This is a genomic window from Aequitasia blattaphilus (assembly GCF_024721305.1).
In the GTDB taxonomy this organism is placed as follows: Bacteria; Bacillota; Clostridia; order Lachnospirales; family Lachnospiraceae; genus Aequitasia; species Aequitasia blattaphila.
Genome location: NZ_JAMXOD010000007.1, coordinates 1 through 20680, shown reverse-complemented (window position 1 = coordinate 20680; position 20680 = coordinate 1). Strand labels below are relative to the sequence as shown.

The following is a 20680-nucleotide window of genomic DNA, read 5'->3' as shown; positions in this document are numbered from 1 at the left end:
CTGGAGCTAAAAAAGGATTTCAAGTGAATGAAAGCCATTTTAACACCAGAGGCTATGAATCTGTCTTGATTATTGTGGTGGCTGCATACCCATGCCACCGCCGCCAGGACCGCCACCGCCGGGAGCACCGCCCATCCCACCACCTTCACCGTAGACAAGGGTATCCATTGTGATAGATGTGGCAGAATCATTAGTGGTCAAGGTGTAGGTAGAGCCTTGGGTAATCTCAGGGCAACTCACAATGACATTGGAGTACTCTTTTTCAGCTTGACGGGAAATTAGTTCCTTGCCGTTGCTGTCACTTAAAGTAACCGTACTGCCGGCAGGACAAGAGCTTACATTTACCATCATGACTCCTTGTGTAGAAGCAGTGCCAAAGTTCTGAGCCATACCGGATGCTCCAGTAGCAATAAGGATTCCTCCAGTAATGGATGCTTCTCCATCATAATCAAGAGAACCGTTCCCATCATTCGTAGGACCAGAAACGTAAGTTTCACCGCCAGAAATTGTCAAAGTACCATTTGAGTCTAAACCGTCGCCAGAGGCGTTGACAGAAAGGGTGCCACCAGTAATATTGAGATAAGCACCTTCTGTGGATGCAAAGTTATCACCTCCAGGGCCGGCAAAGCCACTGTTATCATTGCCCCCGGCAGCGTTTAGGCCATCATCACTTGCCACAAGGGTAATATTTCCACCGTTGATATCAATGCTAAGACCCTCCAGACCTTCGTAACATTGTGGTATGTTAATGGTTCCGTCAGAAATGGTGAGAGCTGAGTCGGCATGCATACCATCATCGCCGGTATGAAGTTCAAAGGTACCACCGTTAATACTGATATTACCATTTGAGTGTAAGCTGTCATCAGCTGAATTAATTGCGAAGGTACCACTGGCAATGGTAAGGTCTGTTGTGGACTTAAGTCCTTTTGTGCTGGTGGTATTTTCATCCGTTTCAGTGGCGGCTGTCTGAGCCTCGTCGGGACGAGAGAATTCCTGTGTATTGTGTGGAGCAGCATTTTCGCTGCCTCCTCCTGCCTCAATCTGATATTCTCCATCCTCGATTTGTAAGTAAGAGCCTGCACTTATGCCATCACCAGCAGCGGTAAGATTGAAGGTACCATTTTCCAGATAAACAAATCCTAAGCTGGGATCATCTGCATTTTCTGCATGAAGTCCATCCTTTGTAGCATTAATATTAAAAGTACCATTTGCAATACGGATACTGTTTTTGCCAGACAGACCGTGACTGGCAGAGGTGATATTGTAGGTACCACTTGTGAGAACCAAATCGTCTTTTGAAACAATACCATGGCCAACTGGGGCATTTAGAGTTAAGGTTCCGGCACCGTTTAAGGTTAAATCTTCTTTCGAAAAAATAACGGCGTCAATATTGTTGTCATCGATGGCAATGTATTCACCACCATTGGATAAATGATTTTCTGTATCGGCTGCAGTTGTAATAAATACCTTGTCAGCAGTCAAAATATAGAGAGGGGCAGAAGTTGAGCAAGTGATATTGGCATTGTCTAAAACTAGTTGAATCTTATCGGTTTCTTCTGCACGAACGGTAATCATTCCATCATCTAATGTACCTGTTAGAATGTAAGTGCCCTCGTCTGTGATTGTAATATTACTACCAGAAATTTCAACGGCATCTGAGTCACAAGAGGCGCTGGTATTAGAGAAGGTAATGGTAGAGCTGGTTTCTTCGTTATATCCAATCTCCAGGTCTCGATCTGTAAACATCCCGGTAGTATCGTCACTGGCTGCCGTTGTTGTAGCTGGAGCAGTGGTATCAGTAGTGGTAGTCTCTGTACTGCTTTTGGTACTACAAGCGGATAGCAGTAATACACTAGACAGTAACAAAGAGGTAAAGATTTTCTTTTTCATTGAACATCCTCCTTTAAAGTTCTCCTATTGTAGTCTCTTGCTTCGAAACATTGATTTCCAGGTTGCCGTTACGGCAGCGAAGTTTATCGATTAGTTCTTTTTCTTGATGGGCATTCCTTAGAGTTAAGTGATAAGTCAGGCGAAAGAGACTTCCCATATTTGTTGTCTTCACTTGAATCAGATTATAATCTGAAGTATATTTCTTGAGTATTTCATCAAATACACCAGTGTAATCAAGATCCTCTGGAATTGTTATATTGAGTGTTTTATAAAGGGCAGAATTCTTACGTGTTCCAAAGTCTAAATGGCTGTATACAACACTGGCTAAACTAAGGAGCAGGGCGAAAAGAAAGGCATAACCTATGTAGCCCATACCCATGATTAAGCCGGTGCCCATAGCCAAAAAAATGGCTCCTATTTCCTTCGCAGAACCGGGAACGGAGCGAAAACGTACAAGGCTGAATGTGCCGGCGACAGCGACTCCGGTACCCACATTGCCATTTACCATCATAATGACCACACATACTACTGCAGGCAGAAGGGCTAAAGTGGCCACAAAGCTTTTGGTATAACGGGTATGATACATATATGAAAAGGCTAAAATTAATCCGATTACAAGCGCGCAGATGATGCAGAGAAGAAATTGCGAGACAGCAATTACGTGAGTTGTTTCGGTGTCAAAAATTCCTCGAAATAAATTGTTAAGCATAGTTTAGTTCTCCTTTCGCTTTCCCAAGCATCATTTGCTGGTAAGCAGTACCGTATTTTGAAAATGAAGTTTTAAAAGTATGTTCCTTAGTTAATATATGGCTCATCCAAAGAGGGAGTCCGCCAGAAGTTTTGATTTCCATTAACGTTTGTCCTCTTTTAAGCAAAGGGGTGCCATAGGCATCACTCTGTAAAGAAAGGTCATGATCCCGATAGAGAATATTTTCATCAAAAGTAACACGAAAATCACTCCCGTCTAAAGAGTAATATGCTTCCCGTTCATAGGAAATAAAGACGGTGGGGTGTAAATCCTCGTAGTAGTGGCGAAAGTATTCGATTTCATTTGCGATTTGCGACTGAATTGGTAAGGGACGATTGTAATGGAAGCTTGAAGCAGCTTGGTGCTCAGGCAAAACCAAACGGCGTTTATAAACCACCGAATTAAATTTCTTTTTCAATTCAACAAAAACTAAATCCCTTGGTCCAACGGATTGGTAGCTGCGTATGCGCAGCTTTTCTTTATAGGCTGGTTTTTCAATCGATCGTCGAATGAGACGAAAGGAACTGGTGTCAAAATAAAGATTACGTATGGTAGTTCGTCCGTAATCATCCAGTACCATATAGGGTTTCATTGCCAGTAAGATATGTTCTTTTGATTGCTTTGTTAATAGGTACTTAAGTTCATATCGTTCAAAGGTCATCTGTGATGCCATAAAGGTTCCTCCTGTAATACTATTTATTTTATGAATGTAGTATAAAGTCTCAACCCTAAGTGAACTTAAAAAGAAACTTTAAATGAACTTAAAAAAACACCGGATTCCATTTATGAACCCGGTGTTTTGGATGAAGTCTATTTTGTTGGGAAAACTACCTTGATTAAGAGAGATTTCTCGTCTTCTGTGGATGCACTAATCTTTCCCTTATGAGCACTGACGATTGCTGCGGCAATGGAAAGACCTAATCCGTAGCCACCAGTCTGTGAATTGCGGGATTGATCCGTACGATAAAAGCGATCGAAAAGATGATCTAGCTGCTGCCTTGAAATAGATTCAGTGGAATTATATATGGATAGTTTGATTTGGCTTTTCTGCTTTTTTAAGGTGACAGAGATTTTTCCGTTTTGGTCTGAGTATTTGATTGCATTATCTAAAAATAAGGTCAGTAAATGACGGAGGGCTTTCTCATCACCATACATAGATATAAAAGGTTCAATTTGTGTATCAATGGTTTTTCCCTGGGTTTTAGCCAATACCTGAAAAGAGTTTGTTGTTTCTTCAATGACATCAGAGAGAGGGAATTCAATCATTTGTGTCGGAGACTGTTCTTCTTCCATACGGGAAAGCAGAATTAAATCATTCGTTAAGTCAGTTAAACGCTTGGTTTGGCTCTGAATATCATTGATCCATTCGTTTTCACCAAAGTCCATACTCAACACTTCTGTATCAGCATTAATAATAGTTAAAGGGGTCTTTAACTCGTGTCCGGCATCGGTGATAAAACGCTTTTGCTTTTCGTAATTTTCAGAAAAAGGCTTGATAATATGTCCTGATAATAAGAAGATGAGGAAAAAAACAGCCAGCAAGCCGATGGTTGAAACACTGATACCAGTGAAAATAAAGGTGCGCAGAGTATCTAAGTTGCGACCACAATCTAAAAATATAATATGTGTATCGGAACCAGAGACGTATGAGATATAGCGATAATTGTCGAGAAATCCATGTGTATGTCCTTTTTTCCAGACTGTATTTGCGCATGCAATGGCTGTGGCAGTATCAACGGCTGCAATTTTACCGGTATTTGTATGAATGGCATCACCTTTTTCGTTTAAAAGAACGGAAAAATAACGCGACTCAAAGGGGAGTTCGGGTGAAAGGGGATTTCCTTTTTGAGGATGTCCGTCAGGGGACAAAGGTTCTTTTGCATTTGGACCCATATCTGGGAATTCACCATCATTTTTTGCGAGTATAGATAAAGTGCTATCAGCATTTGTCACAACTTCACGGTAATTTAGAAAACTAATGGTACTCATGATAAGAAAGAGGACGATAAAAAGGGAGGCCATGGAGACGATAATAAATTTGATGCGTAGCTTTTTAATCATTTAATTTCCTCCAGTGAATAGCCCAAATTACGGTTTGATTTAATTTGGATATTGCCATGTAAAGCCGTTAGTTTTTTTCTTAAATAGGAAATATATACCCATACAACATTAATTTCTGCTTCGCTGTCAAATCCCCATATCTTTTCCATAAAACGCTCGGAAGGAATAAGGTTTTGTGGGTTGCTCATGAGGAGCTCCAGCATTTGAAACTCTTTATTGGCTAAACGAAAGCTGCCACTGGGGGTGGACAGTTCAAAAGTAGCGCAATCCAAGGTGACATTTCCAACCTGAAGTTGTGAGTTTGCTTGTGTTGTCTGAGTACGTGTCATTGCCCGAATGCGAGCAAGCAATTCCTTGGAATTAAAAGGTTTTGTCAGATAGTCATTGGCGCCAGTATCAAGACCTAGAACCTTATCATCAATTTCTGATTTTGCTGTCAGAAGCAGAACAGGGATAAGGTTTCCGCTTTCGCGAATTGTTTTGAGAACGGTTAGTCCATCTATTTTGGGCATCATGATATCCAAAATGACTCCATCGTAATTATCAGCCTTGAGATACTCTAAAGCTGCCTGACCATCGTACACAGGATCAACAGAATAATTATTTCGTTCCAAAATTGCAACAAGGACTTTGGACAAAGCTTTCTCGTCCTCAGCAAGTAATAAGCGCATAGGTTTCCTCCAAAATGAATTCGGTTAATAATAAATTAACTATATCATAATCGGAAAACATTAAATAGAGTTAAAAATGAATGAGCAATTTTCATCTTGTATAGTTATCCCAAAAAATGTATAATATTCTAGTATATCTGTAACCAGAATGAAAATAGAGAGGAGTTTTACTATGAAAAAAATGAAATCATTATTCGCGGTTTTGCTTGCCATTGCTTTAGTGGGATCTTTAGCAGCATGCGGAAACAAGGAAGAGGAAAGTTCGAAAGAAGATGGGGCAGCCGGAGGTGCTACTACATATAAAATTGCTACGGATACAACTTTTGCACCCTTTGAGTTCGAAGATGAAGAAGGGAACTTCGTTGGAATCGATATGGACTTATTAAATAAAATCGCAGAAGACCAAGGGTTTGAAGTAGATTTACAGGTTCTTGGATTTAATGCAGCAGTACAAGCAGTTGAGTCTGGACAAGCAGATGGAGTTATTGCTGGAATGTCTATCACAGATGAAAGAAAAGAAAAATTCGATTTCTCTGAAGCATACTTTGATTCCGGTGTTGTAATGGGAGTTGCAAAGGATTCAGATATTAAATCTTATGATGATTTAAAAGGAAAGAAAGTTGCAATTAAAACCGGTACAGAAGGCTCAACATTTGCAGAAAGCATTAAGGACGAATACGGATTTGAAACAGTAGTATTTGACGACTCAAATGCTATGTATCAAGAAGTTGCAACAGGTAATTCTGTAGCTTGTTTTGAAGATTATCCAGTACTTGGATATGGAATCTCTCAAGGACTCGAGTTGAAGATCGTTACAGAAAAAGAGCAAGGTTCTTCTTATGGATTTGCAGTGAAGAAGGGTGAAAATGCGGAGCTTTTAAAGATGTTCAACGAAGGTCTTAAAAATTTGAAAGAAAGCGGAGAATATGACGAGATTCTGGATACATACATTGCAGAATAGTCAGAAGGTATAGAGGTACAACATGGATTTTTTTGAGTTATTTATGCAAAGTCTTCCAAGATTTGCAGATGGGATGAGAACAACACTTTTTCTTACCGTTGCTGCACTTTTCTTCGGTATAATTCTTGGAATGATCGCTTGTTTTTTTAAGATTTCAAAATTGAAGGTATTGCGGGCTATTGCAACTATTTACGTTGATATAATCAGAGGCACGCCTCTTTTGGTACAGGCTTATTTCCTCTACTTTGGAATTTCTCAGGGGATAGGAATTACCATGACGAATACAACGGCAGGAATTATTGTACTGAGTTTAAATGCAGGAGCCTATCTGTCTGAGATTTTCAGAAGTGGTATTAATGCAGTAAACAAAGGGCAGATGGAAGCGGCAAGAAGCTTAGGTCTATCCTATAGTAAGGCAATGATTAAGGTAGTGTTGCCACAGGCAGTACGAATCGTAATTCCATCCGTTGTCAATCAGTTTATTATTACCCTGAAGGACACGACTATTATTTCAGTAATCGGAGCGCCTGAGCTTATGAAGACTGCAAACATAATCGTAGCTCGTAACTTCAGAGGATTTGAGATTTATGGAATGGTTGCAATTTTGTACTTTATTGTAATCTTTATTCTTACCAAAATCTCCCAGGTAATTGAAAGGAGGTTGTCAAATGGAAAAAGTAAAAGTTCGCAATCTGCATAAATATTTTGAAAAACTTGAAGTTTTAAGAGGGATTGATTTAGATGTTGCAGAAGGAGAAGTGGTTTGTCTGATTGGCCCTTCCGGTTCAGGAAAATCAACCTTCCTTCGCTGCATCAACCAGCTGGAAGAAATTACAGATGGAGAAATCGTTGTAGATGGCGCTTCCATTACAGATAAGAAAGCAAATATCAATAAGCTGCGTGAAAATATTGGAATGGTGTTTCAGCAATTTAATCTGTTTCCCCATTTGACGGTAGCGCAGAATATTATGATGGCACCAGTACAGCTTAAGAAGATGACAAAAGATGAAGCGGCAGTTCGGGCGAAAGAGCTCCTTGAAATGGTGGATTTAGGAGAAAAGTATGATGAATATCCGGCAAACCTTTCAGGCGGACAGCAGCAAAGAGTTGCAATTGCAAGAGCCCTGGCGATGAATCCGGATATCATGCTTTTTGATGAGCCTACCTCGGCTCTTGATCCAGAAATGGTTGGAGAAGTATTAAATGTTATTAAAAAGCTTGCCAAGGATGGGATGACAATGGTGATTGTAACCCATGAAATGGGATTTGCAAGAGAAGTAGCAGACCGTGTCATCTTTATGGATGAAGGTGTAATTGTTGAGCAGGGGAATCCAATGGATGTTTTTGGAGATCCGCAAAACGAGAGAACGAAAAACTTTTTAAATATGGTATTATAGTTGTTGAATAAAAATGATGAGGAGATGTGAGAGACGATGAAGAAATATATAGCAGAATTTATAGGAACGGCAGTATTAGTTATTTTTGGCTGCGGAAGTGCAGTAGCAGCAAATACCCTTGTGGCAAACAATGGGGCGGAGATTCCGTTAGCAATGTCCACGCTTTTAATTGCTTTTGCTTTTGGTTTATCCATTGTAGCAATGGCTTACTCTATTGGAAACGTGTCAGGCTGCCATATTAATCCGGCAGTATCAATTGGAATGCTGGTTGCAGGAAGAATGAACGTAAAAGACTTTGTTGGATACGTAGTTGCACAGTGCTTAGGAGCAATTGCAGGAGCAGGAATCTTAGTCGTGTTTTTTGGAAGTAATGCAGCTCTTGGAACCAATGGATACGGAGAAGCAAGTGCCCTTGGAACCGGTGCTGGAACTGCGTTCTTAGTAGAAGTAGTATTAACATTTGTATTCGTATTATTGATTTTAGGCGTAACATCGAAGACAGAAAACACAGCAGTAGTTGGTTTGGTAATTGGTTTAACACTTACCTTGATTCATATTCTTGGAATTCCTTTCACGGGAACTTCTGTTAACCCAGCCAGAAGTCTTGGACCAGCTCTTGTAGGTGGCGGATTGGCACTGTCACAGGTTTGGCTTTTTATTTTGGCACCACTTGTAGGTGGAGCAGTAGCTGCCATTGTACACAAATATGTATTAGACGGAAAATAAGACAGGATTTTTATAGAAGACTCTTCGGGGTCTTCTTTTTTGTGCAAATAACACAAACAAACACATGTAAATATGTATAAATCATACAGGGTATATAAAAAAATCCATGGTTCATAAAAGAATATTATATATATTTTAAAAACGATTTCTCCTATACTTCTAATTAGAACAAACAGTATTCATACAAGGAGGAAACAGAATATGAAGAACAAGAAAGTAGCTCGTATTTTAGCATCCGCTCTTGCGGTAATTATGGTAGCAGGAATGGCAACAGGTTGTAGAAAGGCAGATAGTGGGTCTTCAGAAGGTGACGGTGGAACAGATGCGGCTGAGGAAGTACTAATCGGTTCTGCAATTTACAAGTTTGATGATACCTTTATGACTGGGGTACGTGATTCTATGACTACCCAGGCAAAAGAAGACGGAGCAGAGCTGGAACTTGTAGACTCTCAGAATAAGCAGGCAACACAAAACGAACAGGTAGACACTTTTATCACAAAGGGTGTAAATGCATTGGCAATTAATCCAGTAGACCGTACTGCAGCTGGTCCAATTATTGAAAAGGCAAAAGACAAAGATCTTCCAATCGTTTTCTTAAACCGTGAACCAGAGGCAGAAGATATGAATTCTTATGATAAGGTTTGGTATGTTGGTGCAAAGGCAGAACAATCAGGTACATTATCAGGAGAAATTATTGCCGACTATTTCACAGAAAATAAAGATGCTGATAAAAATGGTGATGGTAAAATCCAATACGTTATGATTCAAGGTGAGCAAGGACATCAGGATGCAACACTTCGTACAGAGTACTCTGTTAAGGCTCTTGAAGAAGCAGGATTTGAAACAGAGCAGCTTGCTACAGACGTTGCAAACTGGGATAAAGCAAAAGCAACAGACCTTATGAAAGCATTCATCACAGGTCAAGGATTAGATAAAATTGAAGCAGTTCTTTGTAACAACGACGACATGGCACTTGGTGCAATTGAAGCATTAAAGGCAGAAGGATACAACAAAGATCCAGAAGACAAAGCAAACTACATTCCAGTTGTTGGTGTAGATGCAACTGCTCCAGCTCTTGAAGCAATGAAAGATGGTTCTTTACTTGGAACAGTATTAAATGATGCTGAAAACCAAGGAAAAGCAACAATCAAGGTTTGTATGGCTGCTCAAGAAGGTAAAGAAATTAATGAAGAAAACGTAGGTTACCCTGTAACAGACGGAAAATATATCTGGATTGACTATGTGAAAGTAACTGCTGATAATTACGAAGATTATCTATAGACAATTGGATTAGAGTTTTAAGGGGTGGCAAAAACCACCCCTTATTGTAAGAAGGAGGATGATGGCATGGGTGAATATATACTGGAAATGAACCATATTGTGAAGGAGTTTCCAGGAGTTAAGGCTCTTGATGACGTTACCATAAAGGTGAGGCCGGGAAGCGTACATGCATTGATGGGAGAAAATGGTGCCGGAAAATCCACATTAATGAAATGTCTTTTTGGAATTTATCATGAAGATGCAGGAGAAATCATTTTAGATGGAAAAGAAGAGAAGATTATGAACTCCAAGCAGGCATTGGATTTGGGAATTTCTATGATTCACCAGGAATTGCATCCAATCAGGTTTCGTCCTGTCATGGAAAATATTTGGCTTGGCAGGTTCCCGATGAGAGGGATTGCTGTTGATAAAAAGAAGATGTATAAAAGCACCAAGGAATTGTTCAAGCAGGTGGAGTTGGAAATTGATCCACTGGTATTGGCAGGACAGCTTTCTGCATCGAATTTGCAGCTGGTAGAGATTGCAAAAGCAGTAAGCTACAAATCAAAGATTATTATTATGGATGAACCGACTTCATCTCTTACAGAGAATGAAACCGCACATCTGTTTAAAATCATTAATCAATTAAGAGACCAAGGGTGTGCAATTATTTATATTTCTCATAAGATGGAAGAAATTTTAAAGATATCAGATGAGGTATCTATTATGAGGGATGGTAAATACGTTGGTACCTGGGATGCAGCAGAATTAACAACGGATTTAATCATTAGCAGGATGGTTGGCAGGGATATGACCAATCGTTTTCCGCCAAAGGAATATGAACCCAGTGATGAGGTGGTTCTGAAAGTGGAGGGACTAACGTCTCCTATACCGAAGTCTTTTAGAGATGTCAGCTTTGAACTGAAAAGGGGAGAAGTTCTTGGGATAGGTGGTCTGGTTGGTGCCCAGAGAACGGAGCTGGTAGAAGCAATATTTGGGCTTCGTGATATTGAAGAGGGTAGTATTGAGAAAGATGGTAAAAACTTTAAAATAAAAACACCAAGGGATGCAATTGCAAATAAGATAGCGTTATTAACAGAAGAACGAAGAGCAACGGGAATCTTTGGGGTACTCTCAGTTCTGGACAATACCGTTATTGTTGATCAAAGAAAATATGCCCATATCGGGATTTTAAATGATAGAAAACGCTACAAAGCAGCGTCAGAATCAAATAAAGAACTTCGTACGAAAACACCAAATTTGGACGAACTAATCCAGAACCTTTCAGGAGGAAACCAGCAGAAGGTTCTTCTGGCAAGATGGCTTCTTACAGAGCCGGATATTCTGATTCTGGATGAGCCAACACGAGGAATTGATGTTGGTGCCAAATATGAAATCTATACGATTATACATCGACTGGCAGCAGCTGGAAAATCAATCATTATGATTTCCTCAGAGATGCCGGAGCTTTTAGGAATGTCTGATCGAATTATGGTAATGTGTGAAGGCAGAGTAACTGGATTTTTAGATTCAAATGAAGCAGACTCTGTTAAGGTCATGAACTATGCTACGAAGTTTATGTAAGAGAGAAGAAAGTGAGGTAAAGATATGAGTAAATCAGGAAAAATGGTTGCCCGCAAGTCTTATGGAATGGTTTTTACAATTTTAGGTGGTGTAACTTTGGTCCTAGGCCTTATCCTATATTATTTTTTAAATCCAAGAGTATATTATGACTTGGGTATGTATGTTGCTTTAGTTGGAGGCGCTTTACTCCTTTATGGTATTCGTCAGCTGACAGGACGCCAATACAAGGGTGTAGATGTAGAGCTTTCATCGAGAACGGCTCAGAGTTTCTTGACAAACAATGCAATCATGTTGGCGCTGATTATTATGGTTATTGTCATTATGATTATTCAGCCAAGATTTATGCAGCTTAATGTTTTATTAGATATTATGACCCAGTCCTCCATTAAAATGGTAGTTGCACTTGGGATATGTTTCGCTCTTTTAATCGCAGGTACAGACCTGTCAGCAGGACGTATGGTTGGGTTAGCGGCAGTAGTAGTAACTTCTATGCTGCAGACGGCAACCTATGGAAATCGATTCTTTCCAAATCTACCACACTTACATCCGATTATACCAATTATTGCGGCAGTAGCAGCCTGCGCTATATTCGGAGCTTTTAATGGTTTTTTGGTAGCTCGTTATGACATGCATCCCTTTATTGCAACTTTGGCAGTACAATTGATTGTTTACGGTGCAGCATCTCTTTACTTTGATTTGCCGCCAAACAAATCCCAGCCAATTGGTGGCGTAAGAAAGGATTTTACAGCGATTGCTCAGACAAAGTTATTTAAGATAGGTGATTTCCCAGGAATCTCAATCTTGATTCCCATTGCATTATTGTTCATTGTTCTAATTTGGTTTATTTTAAATAAGACGGTTTTTGGTAAGAATGTATATGCAATCGGAGGAAACCGGGAGGCAGCTATTGTATCAGGAGTAAATGTTTTTAAAACAATCATTGGAATCTTTACATTAGCTTCTGTAATGTATGGTATTGCTGGTGTTCTGGAAGCAGCAAGAACGGCAGGAGCCACAAATAACTATGGTATGGGCTACGAAACAGATGCCATTGCAGCCTGCGTTGTTGGTGGTGTGTCATTGAATGGTGGAGTTGGTAAAGTAAGTGGAATTGTAAGTGGTGTATTAATCTTTACCGTTATTCAATATGGCTTGCAGTTTATCGCAGTTAGTCCGATGTGGCAGCAGATTATAAAAGGTCTTATTATCGCAGTAGCGGTAGCGATAGATCTTTCCAAATACAGAAAGAAATAAAGCAGACCTTTGGTTGTGAGAGAAAATAAAAAATGCTATAATTAACTGAAATTGGGTTGATTATAGCATTTTTCGCCATGAAAAAGAGAGGGGCAGTCTATGAACTTATACAAGGTTCTTTTAGTAGATGATGAACTTGAAATCAGAGAGGGAATGGAGAAAAAAATCAGTTGGAACGAATTGGGATTTTCTGTGGCAGGTGTAGCTGAGAATGGGGTAGAGGCCTTGGAGCTTGTGGGTCAGATTATGCCCGATGTGATTCTAACGGATATTAAGATGCCATTTATGAACGGGCTTGAGCTAATTGAGCGGGTGGTTAAGATATTACCTGGAGTCAAAATAATTGTTTTCTCAGGATTTGACGATTTTGAATATGCACAAAAGGCAATTAACTATGGTGTGGAGGAATATATTTTAAAACCGGTATCCTCGGTATCTTTGGAAGAGTCTCTGAGAAAGTTAAAGACACGAATGGATGAGGAAATTGCCTACAAAAGAGATATTGATCGTCTGCGAATGGTATATGAAGAGAGCTTTAGTACGCTGCGGGAACGGTTTTTAGTGAATGCAATGGAAGGGGTTCTTTCCTTGGAGGAGCTGAAGGAAAAAGAGCAGACTTATGTAGGTGACTTAAGAGGACGTTACAAATGTGTCGCTGTGCTGTCCTATGAAAATTCCTCACTGCAAGGGGGCGAGGAAAGTATTTTCTATGGGAAGGAGGAATTGATTCCAATTTCCTTGAGACAATCGACAGATGAAATATTACGGGATAAATTTGATTTTATCAGTTTCCATTATCGAGATCAGGTTGTTGTGGCTGCAGGAATGGAATGGGATTCAAAAATCACACTTTTTATCGAAATAATGAATCACATATGCAAGGAAAGCAGAAAAATCACTGGAGTTCATGTGACAGCAGGGGTAGGTGGTTTAAAAGAAGGCTGGAGTGAAATAAAGTACAGCTATAAGGAAGCACTGTATGCCCTGGAGTATAGCACCCTTTTAGGGGAAGCAGGGGATTTTGCTTTTTATAGCAAGGATATTCTATCCCAGGAGGAGAAGGCTCGAATTGAATTTGATGAATTCGATGAGCGTAACTTGATTGCAGCAATCAAAAATAATGACCTTAAGACAATGGACTCTATGCTGGATGTGTTTTTTGGAAAATTAAAGGAAGCAAGAATGCCTTACTATCAGTATCAAACATATATGTTGGAGATTATTACCGCTGTTCTAAAAGTTGCAAACTCTTACCGGGTGGAGTATGAGTCTGTATTTGGAGAAGAGGAAGGCTATATTTCCAGAATATTAGAAGGACATTCAATCGAGTATATTCGAGACTGGCTAAAGGAAGTGTGCCATAAAATAGGAAACTTACTGCAAACAGGCAGAGCAAATACTGGAAAAGCGCTGGTTTTAAGAGCAAAGCAGTATGCAGAAGTACATTTTCGGGAAAGTTCACTTTCGGTTGAGATAATCTGTGAAGAATTGGGAGTGAGCCCGGCCTATTTTTCGACGATTTTTAAGAAAGAGACAAAGGAAAACTTTATCACTTATTTAACAGAGCTGCGAATGAAAGAAGCAAAGCATCTTTTAGATACAACAGAAGATAAGACATATATGATTGCTACCAAAGTGGGGTATACAGAAGCGAATTACTTTAGCTATGTTTTTAAAAAAAGCGTAGGTATGTCCCCGTCTAAATATCGAAGGAGAGAAGGCGAATGAAAAATCTCCCACGGACTTTTGAAGGGCTAAAGAAAACCTATCAGAAAAGAAGCATGCAGTTTATACTATCATTATCCTTTACCTTTGTTGCGATTGTGATTATTTTTGGGATTGGAATTGGATTTTCAAGACAGTATAAGGAAGCAGCAAATCAATTAACAGAAAAAAATAATACCAATACATTAAATCAGATGAACCTAAATCTTAATAATTATCTCCACAATATGATGAGCTTATCCAATACATTTTATTATGGAATTATAAAGAATACTGATTTTGGAAAGGATGATTTGAGAATGGTAACGGACTCCATGCGTTTGCTATACGATTCTCAAGAATCATCTTTGGTAAGTATGAGTGTGTTTGATGGAGAAGGGAAGGTTGTTGCAGGACAGCCTTTTTCAAAGCTTAAGAAAAGGGCTCTTCCAAATGAAGAAGAGTGGTTTAAAAAAGCGAGTAGCCAGATAGAAAATGTTCACTTCTCGACGCCTCATGTAGAGAAAATTTTCATCAATCCAGACAATGTCTACCATTGGGTCGTATCCCTGAGCCGGTCAGTTGAGCTTACGGTAGATGGAAATACCCAGCCGGGGGTAATTTTAGTAAATATGAATTTTAGTGGGATTGAACAAATCTGTAAAAATGTAGATTTTGGAGAGTCTGGTTACGTTTATATAGTGGATGATAAAGGGGAAATCATTTATCATCCCCGGCAACAATTGATTTATGGAAATATTATTGAAGAAAATGCGAAGGAAGCAGCCCAATATTCGGATGGCACCCATATGGAAACCTTTCAAGGGGAAGAGAGACAAATTACCATCAAGACAGTAGGATATACAGGATGGAAGATTGTAGGGGTATCCCCGGTTTCTGATTTTGCGAGTATTTATACAAAAAACACCTATATCATTTGGCTGGTTGTAATTGTAGGTATGATTCTGTTGTTTTTCATCAACTTATTTGTATCTTCCAGAGTGTCGACGCCAATCAAAAAACTGGAAAAGTCGGTTCAGGAAATAGAAAATATGCGTCTGGATACCAGAATCAGTATTTCCGGCAGCTATGAGGTGCGCCATTTGGGGAAAACCCTTCAATCTATGGTAGACAATATGAAACGTCTAATGGATGATATTGTCAAAGAGCAGGAAGGAAAAAGAATCAGTGAAATGGATGCCCTTCAGTCGCAAATTAATCCACATTTTTTGTATAATACCCTGGATTCCGTTGTATGGATGATTGAAAATGAACGGTACGAAGGCGCCATCGTTATGATTACTGCATTGGCGAAGCTCTTTAGGATTAGTTTAAGCAAGGGAAAAAACATTATTACCATCGGCGGGGAACTGCAGCATGTTGAAAACTATCTCATTATTCAGAATGTACGTTACAAAAATAAGTTTGTTTATCATATTAATGTAAAAGAGGAACTTTTGCTTTGTGGAACGATTAAATTGATTATTCAGCCCATTGTAGAAAACGCGATTTATCACGGAATGGAATACATGGATGGAGAAGGGGTAATAGACATTAATGTTTATGAAAAGGAAGATGGTTTGTATATAGATGTTGAGGACAATGGCCCTGGCATGCAGGAAGAAATGGTGGAAGAGATTAATCAAGGAACATTAAGGTCCACCAGAGAAAAGGGATCAGGTATTGGAATTGCTAATGTGCGGGAACGAATCCATCTATATGTGGGTCAAGAGTACGGACTAACGGTTTTTAGTGAGCCAGATGAGGGAACTTTGGTGCAAGTACATTTGCCAAAGCTTACGCTGGAGGAATTTGAAGAAAGGGCGGGGAACCGATATGAAAAGTAAAAAAGTAATCATACCTACTCTTCTGATTTTGGTACTGGCTCTTGTGGGATTCTTTGTTGTATATAAGGATGCAGAAGCGAACAGAAAAAGAAAGGTGTATCAAATTTCTTATATTTGTAGAGAAAGTAATCTTGAAGAAAGTCAGAATTCTGTTAAGATGGGAATGGAGCAGGCATCGAAGGATTTGGGAATTGAGATTCGTACCATCTCTTATGGGAAATCAATTACAGAGGCGGAGCAGCTTGACCTCATTGAAAGAGAAATAAAGGATGGGGTGGATGCAATCATTATTGAGCCTCTTTTAGAGGAAAATCTTTTAGAGGAAATCAATCAATTGGCAGACACCATACCGATTGTGGAGCTGAATGGGAAGGAACTGTCACAAATCAATGAAAAAATCCCTTGCGTGTATACGAATTATCAGGAAATAGGGAATGAATTAATCAATATCATGGCAAAGAATTATAAGTTGAAAAAGGTTTATGTTGTAAAAGAAAACTTTGCTTATGAGGATATTAAAGAGATTTACGAAGGAACCTCCATGACGATAGAGGATAAGGGGGTTGAGGTGGAGGTGATTCCCTACACAGAAGACAGAATCTCCTACATTCACAGCACGATAGAAAGTGTAAAAGAAGAAAAGGGTGAGGTTATTTTAGCACTTGGTATTGAGGCTCTGGAGAAAGTAGGTAAGTTCGTAAAAGAGCAAGATGACCAACGGGTTATCAAAGTATTTGGATATGGAAAATCAAACCAGATTATTTCTTATATAGAAGAAGGGGTTATTGATTATGTGGCCGTAACGGATGAATATGGAATTGGTTATCTTGGTGTTTTACAAAGTGTAAATCTTTTAAATGACAAGCCCACCACGAATGAAAAGGTGGATTATACAATTATCAATACAAACAATATATACACAACGAAAAATCAACGTTTACTATTTCCCTTTGTTCAATAAATGTTTAAAAAGGAGTGCTTATGAGAAGGTATTGTATTAGAGGAGCTCGTATAGGTATTGTGTTGGTACTGATTTTGGGACTTTGCGCTTGCAGCAACAGAAAGCAAAGTGAAAGTGAGAAGGAAAAAAGTATCCGAATCGGAGTCACAATCTATAGAGGTGATGATGCGTTCATTACTTCCCTTTATAGCTATATGGAGGACGCGGTAAAGGAAAAGGAAAAAGAGATTGGCCGGAAAATTGTTTTGACAATGGCGGATGCAAAGAAGAACCAAAGCAGTCAGACGGATCAAGTGGATGATTTTATTCAAAAAGAGTACGATGCTATTTGTGTGAATCTGGTGGATCGAACGGTAGCTTCTGTTATTGTGAACAAAGCAAAAGAAGCAGAGGTTCCCTTGGTATTCTTTAATCGTGAGCCCGTGCAGGCAGATTTGGATCTATGGGATAAAGTTTACTATGTTGGGAGCGATGCGAAGGAAGCAGGCGAGCTGGAAGGACAGGTCGTGGTAGAAGCTTATCAGAAAAATCCGGAGCTTTTTGATAAGAACGGCGATGGAAAAATCCAATACGTTTTGTTGGAAGGTGACCAAGGGCATCAGGATTCTATGATACGAACAGAGTATACAATTAAAACAATCACAGATGCTGGAATTCCGATGGAGCGCTTAGATATTATCACGGCAAATTGGATGAGAAATATGGCCTATGCAACAATGCTGGAATGGATTGGTCGGTTTGGAGACGAGATGGAGCTGGTTGTGAGCAACAATGATGACATGGCCATTGGTGCAATAGAGGCTATTAATGAGAATCGCGAGGTGTTTACCAAGAAACCTCAAGTTGTTGGGACGGATGGAATCAAAGAAGGCTTGGAGATGGTTCAAAAATCAGAGATGCTAGGAACGGTAAAAAACGATGCAAAGGGACAGGCAGAAGCAGTACTGGATATTGCTTGTGCAGAGGCGCTGAATCAAAAGGTTAAGGAAATCAGACCGGGAATAAAAGGCAGGGACGAGAGAATCAGCCAGCATATGGTAAATCAAGACAATGTAAACGAGTATATAGGTGAATAAGGAGGTTACAAAATGCGAGTTGGAATTATGGGTGCCGGAGGTATTGCTGTAAAAATGGCAAATACATTAAAGGAAATGACAGAGGCGAGCTGTTACGCTATTGTATCTCGAAGCATAGAAAAAGCAGAGGAATTTAAAGAAGCGTATGGATTTCAAAAGGCCTATGGCTCTTATGAGGAGATGGTCCAGGATGAAAAGGTGGATTTGATTTATATTGCAACGCCTCATTCGGAACACTTTGAGAATGCAAAACTATGTATTCTGAATAAGAAACCAGTTTTATGTGAAAAGTCTTTTATGGTAAATAAAAAGCAGGCGGAAGAGATTGTTGCATTGGCACGTCAGGAAAAGGTCTTTATGGCAGAGGCCATATGGACCAGATATATGCCTTCCAGAAAACTAATAGACAATGCTATTGGAGCTGGAAAAATTGGTGAAGTGATTAGTATAACAGCTAATTTAGGATATGATGTACAACATAAGCCAAGGATTATGGATCCAAAACTTGCCGGGGGAGCGTTATTAGACGTTGGTATTTATCCTCTGACCTTTGCAAGTATGATTTTAGGTGACGCTATTGAAGAGATCATTTCCACCTGTACAAAAGCAGATACAGGCATTGATGCGGCTAATGCAATGATTTTAAAGTATCCCGAAGGAAAAATGGCAATTTTACATAGTAGTATTTTGGAAGCAACAGAGCAATATGGTATTGTCCATGGAACGAAGGGATATTTGATTGCAAAAAATATTAATAATGTAGATGTGATTGAAATCTATAATCCGGAAAGAGAATTGGTAGAGGAAATTCTTGCACCGGAGCAGATTAGCGGTTATGAATATGAAGTTTTAGCAGCAAAAAAAGCGATTGAAGAAGGGAAAACAGAGTGTGAAGAAGCACCTCTGGATCAATCTGTTTATATGATGGCAGTTATGGATGAGATGAGAAAACAATGGGGAATTAAATACCCCTTTGAATAAAAACTGAGGAGAAAAAGAGAATGAGTGAGAGAAAAATTATCCAAGTGGAAGACAAGGTACCAGCAAAGCTTTTGATTCCCCTAAGCATACAGCATATGTTTGCCATGTTTGGGGCATCGGTCTTGGTTCCTTTTGTGTTGGGAATTAATCCGGCAATTGTATTGTTTATGAACGGTGTGGGAACCTTACTGTTTATTTTCGTAACAAAGGGAAAGGCACCAGCGTATTTAGGTTCCAGCTTTGCATTCTTAGGGCCGGCAGCTATTGTTATTGATAAGATGGGATATGAGTATGCCCAGGGTGGCTTCGTAGCGGTTGGATTTGTTGGCTGTATACTAGCTGGAATTGTTTACAAGTTTGGTACAGACTGGATTAATGTGGTTCTTCCATCGGCAGCAATGGGACCTGTGGTAGCTCTTATTGGATTGGAATTGGCTGGAACAGCAGCTTCTACAGCAGGTCTTTTAGATGAAAAAATCAATGGAAAGAATATTATTGTGTTTATTGTGACTTTAGGAACAGCCGTTTTTGGTTCCATACTATTTCGTAAATTTCTATCGGTTATCCCCATTTTAATTGCAGTCGTAGCAGGATATATTGCGGCTCTTTTGTGTGGTGTGGTGGACTTTACGAAAGTGATTAAAGCACCAATTTTTGCACTTCCAAATTTCCAGCCTGCAAAATTTGATTTAGAGGCAATTCTAATTATTCTGCCTGTTATTTTAGTCATTACTTCCGAGCATATCGGTCATCAAGTCGTGACGAGTAAGATTGTAGGAAAAGATTTGCTGAAAGAGCCGGGGCTCCATCGTTCCTTGTTTGGAGACAACTTCTCTACAATGATTTCAGGATTAATTGGATCAGTGCCAACCACAACCTATGGAGAAAATATTGGAGTTATGGCGGTTACAAAGGTATATAGTGTACGAGTCATTGCCGGTGCAGCAGTTTTATCCATTGTATCTTCTTTTATTGGCAAGTTATCTATGCTGATTCAAACCATACCGGGGCCAGTAATTGGTGGGATTTCTTTTTTGCTCTATGGAATGATAGGAGCCTCAGGAATTCGAATTTTAGTAGATGCAAAGGTGGATTATTCAAAATCACAAAATCTGATTCTCACATCGGTTATCTTTGTTGTTGGTTTATCAGGGGTTGCCATTTCACTGGGAAATGTGGAATTAAAGGGAATGGTTCTTGCAAGCGTTGTGGGAATGGTGTTAAGCTCTATTTTCCATGTACTTGATAAATTTCAACTCACAAACGATTACGATAACTAATTTTATAAAACAACTTTAAAAAAGCTCGCTTCTGTTGTATAATGATGGTAATTTAGCATGAAGAAGGAGAAAAAATCATGGATGGCGTAAAACAAATCATTGAAATGGGAAAAGTATCCCTGGGAATCGAATTCGGCTCCACAAGAATCAAAGCAGTTCTAATTGATCAAAAAGCAACTCCCTTAGCCTCGGGAAGCTATGAGTGGGAAAATCAATTGGTGGATGGCCTTTGGACCTATAGTCTGGAGGAAATCCATAAAGGGTTACAGGAAAGCTACC

At 39.4% G+C, this 20680-nt stretch carries 18 protein-coding genes and 1 pseudogene; 14 read left to right on the top strand and 5 right to left on the bottom strand.

Annotated features, from left to right (window positions below; all coding sequences use genetic code 11):
* Nucleotides 1-69 precede the first annotated feature (69 nt).
* The 5 genes from NHH15_RS06290 to NHH15_RS06270 all read right to left on the bottom strand — a co-directional run bounded on the left by NHH15_RS06290 (nt 70) and on the right by NHH15_RS06270 (nt 5370).
* Nucleotides 70-1890, bottom strand: coding sequence for a carbohydrate-binding domain-containing protein (locus NHH15_RS06290; RefSeq protein WP_262065811.1), 1821 nt, complete (start codon nt 1888-1890; stop codon nt 70-72).
* Between the two features lie 13 nt (nt 1891-1903).
* Nucleotides 1904-2599 carry a DUF4956 domain-containing protein gene (locus tag NHH15_RS06285; protein WP_262065810.1) on the bottom strand — a complete coding sequence of 232 codons (696 nt, stop codon included), beginning with the start codon at nt 2597-2599 and terminating at the stop codon, nt 1904-1906.
* On the bottom strand, nt 2592-3311 hold the full coding sequence (locus tag NHH15_RS06280) for a polyphosphate polymerase domain-containing protein (RefSeq protein ID WP_262065809.1): 720 nt from the start codon (nt 3309-3311) through the stop codon (nt 2592-2594). The genes NHH15_RS06285 and NHH15_RS06280 overlap by 8 nt, the downstream gene beginning before the upstream one ends.
* A gap of 137 nt (nt 3312-3448) precedes the next feature.
* Nucleotides 3449-4699: a sensor histidine kinase gene (locus tag NHH15_RS06275; RefSeq protein WP_262065808.1), complete on the bottom strand. Its 1251-nt coding sequence runs from the start codon at nt 4697-4699 to the stop codon at nt 3449-3451.
* Nucleotides 4696-5370: a response regulator transcription factor gene (locus tag NHH15_RS06270; RefSeq protein ID WP_262065807.1), complete on the bottom strand. Its 675-nt coding sequence runs from the start codon at nt 5368-5370 to the stop codon at nt 4696-4698. Before NHH15_RS06270 ends, NHH15_RS06275 begins: the two co-directional genes overlap by 4 nt.
* Nucleotides 5371-5551: 181 nt before the next feature.
* Here NHH15_RS06270 and NHH15_RS06265 point away from each other — a divergent pair, with 181 nt between their 5' ends.
* The 14 genes and pseudogenes from NHH15_RS06265 to NHH15_RS06200 form a co-directional block, all read left to right on the top strand.
* Complete coding sequence (locus NHH15_RS06265) at nt 5552-6331, top strand: transporter substrate-binding domain-containing protein (protein WP_262065899.1); 780 nt, start codon at nt 5552-5554, stop codon at nt 6329-6331.
* 22 nt (nt 6332-6353) lie between these two features.
* Complete coding sequence (locus tag NHH15_RS06260; protein WP_262065806.1) at nt 6354-7031, top strand: amino acid ABC transporter permease; 678 nt, start codon at nt 6354-6356, stop codon at nt 7029-7031.
* Nucleotides 7000-7728, top strand: a complete 729-nt coding sequence (locus NHH15_RS06255; RefSeq protein WP_262065805.1) for an amino acid ABC transporter ATP-binding protein — start codon at nt 7000-7002, stop codon at nt 7726-7728. Before NHH15_RS06260 ends, NHH15_RS06255 begins: the two co-directional genes overlap by 32 nt.
* Nucleotides 7729-7764: 36 nt before the next feature.
* Nucleotides 7765-8454 (top strand): MIP family channel protein, encoded by a 690-nt coding sequence (locus NHH15_RS06250; RefSeq protein WP_262065804.1) that lies wholly within the window; start codon nt 7765-7767, stop codon nt 8452-8454.
* A 201-nt stretch (nt 8455-8655) separates the two neighbouring features.
* Complete coding sequence (locus NHH15_RS06245) at nt 8656-9735, top strand: galactose ABC transporter substrate-binding protein (protein WP_262065803.1); 1080 nt, start codon at nt 8656-8658, stop codon at nt 9733-9735.
* 66 nt (nt 9736-9801) lie between these two features.
* Nucleotides 9802-11298 carry a sugar ABC transporter ATP-binding protein gene (locus NHH15_RS06240; RefSeq protein ID WP_262065802.1) on the top strand — a complete coding sequence of 499 codons (1497 nt, stop codon included), beginning with the start codon at nt 9802-9804 and terminating at the stop codon, nt 11296-11298.
* A 24-nt stretch (nt 11299-11322) separates the two neighbouring features.
* Nucleotides 11323-12552 carry a galactose/methyl galactoside ABC transporter permease MglC gene (gene mglC, locus NHH15_RS06235; protein ID WP_262065801.1) on the top strand — a complete coding sequence of 410 codons (1230 nt, stop codon included), beginning with the start codon at nt 11323-11325 and terminating at the stop codon, nt 12550-12552.
* A gap of 99 nt (nt 12553-12651) precedes the next feature.
* Entirely contained in the window at nt 12652-14280 is a 1629-nt protein-coding gene (locus NHH15_RS06230; RefSeq protein WP_262065800.1) for a response regulator, read from the top strand.
* Nucleotides 14277-16103, top strand: a complete 1827-nt coding sequence (locus tag NHH15_RS06225) for a sensor histidine kinase (protein ID WP_262065799.1) — start codon at nt 14277-14279, stop codon at nt 16101-16103. Before NHH15_RS06230 ends, NHH15_RS06225 begins: the two co-directional genes overlap by 4 nt.
* Nucleotides 16093-17064 (top strand): sugar ABC transporter substrate-binding protein, encoded by a 972-nt coding sequence (locus NHH15_RS06220; RefSeq protein WP_262065798.1) that lies wholly within the window; start codon nt 16093-16095, stop codon nt 17062-17064. Before NHH15_RS06225 ends, NHH15_RS06220 begins: the two co-directional genes overlap by 11 nt.
* A gap of 20 nt (nt 17065-17084) precedes the next feature.
* Nucleotides 17085-18140: a galactose ABC transporter substrate-binding protein gene (locus NHH15_RS06215; RefSeq protein WP_262065797.1), complete on the top strand. Its 1056-nt coding sequence runs from the start codon at nt 17085-17087 to the stop codon at nt 18138-18140.
* A 12-nt stretch (nt 18141-18152) separates the two neighbouring features.
* Nucleotides 18153-19121 carry a Gfo/Idh/MocA family protein gene (locus NHH15_RS06210; protein ID WP_262065796.1) on the top strand — a complete coding sequence of 323 codons (969 nt, stop codon included), beginning with the start codon at nt 18153-18155 and terminating at the stop codon, nt 19119-19121.
* A 20-nt stretch (nt 19122-19141) separates the two neighbouring features.
* Nucleotides 19142-20401, top strand: a complete 1260-nt coding sequence (gene uraA, locus NHH15_RS06205) for a uracil permease (protein WP_262065795.1) — start codon at nt 19142-19144, stop codon at nt 20399-20401.
* A 77-nt stretch (nt 20402-20478) separates the two neighbouring features.
* Nucleotides 20479-20680 (top strand): annotated as a pseudogene (locus NHH15_RS06200) (ATPase); the annotation flags it as partial.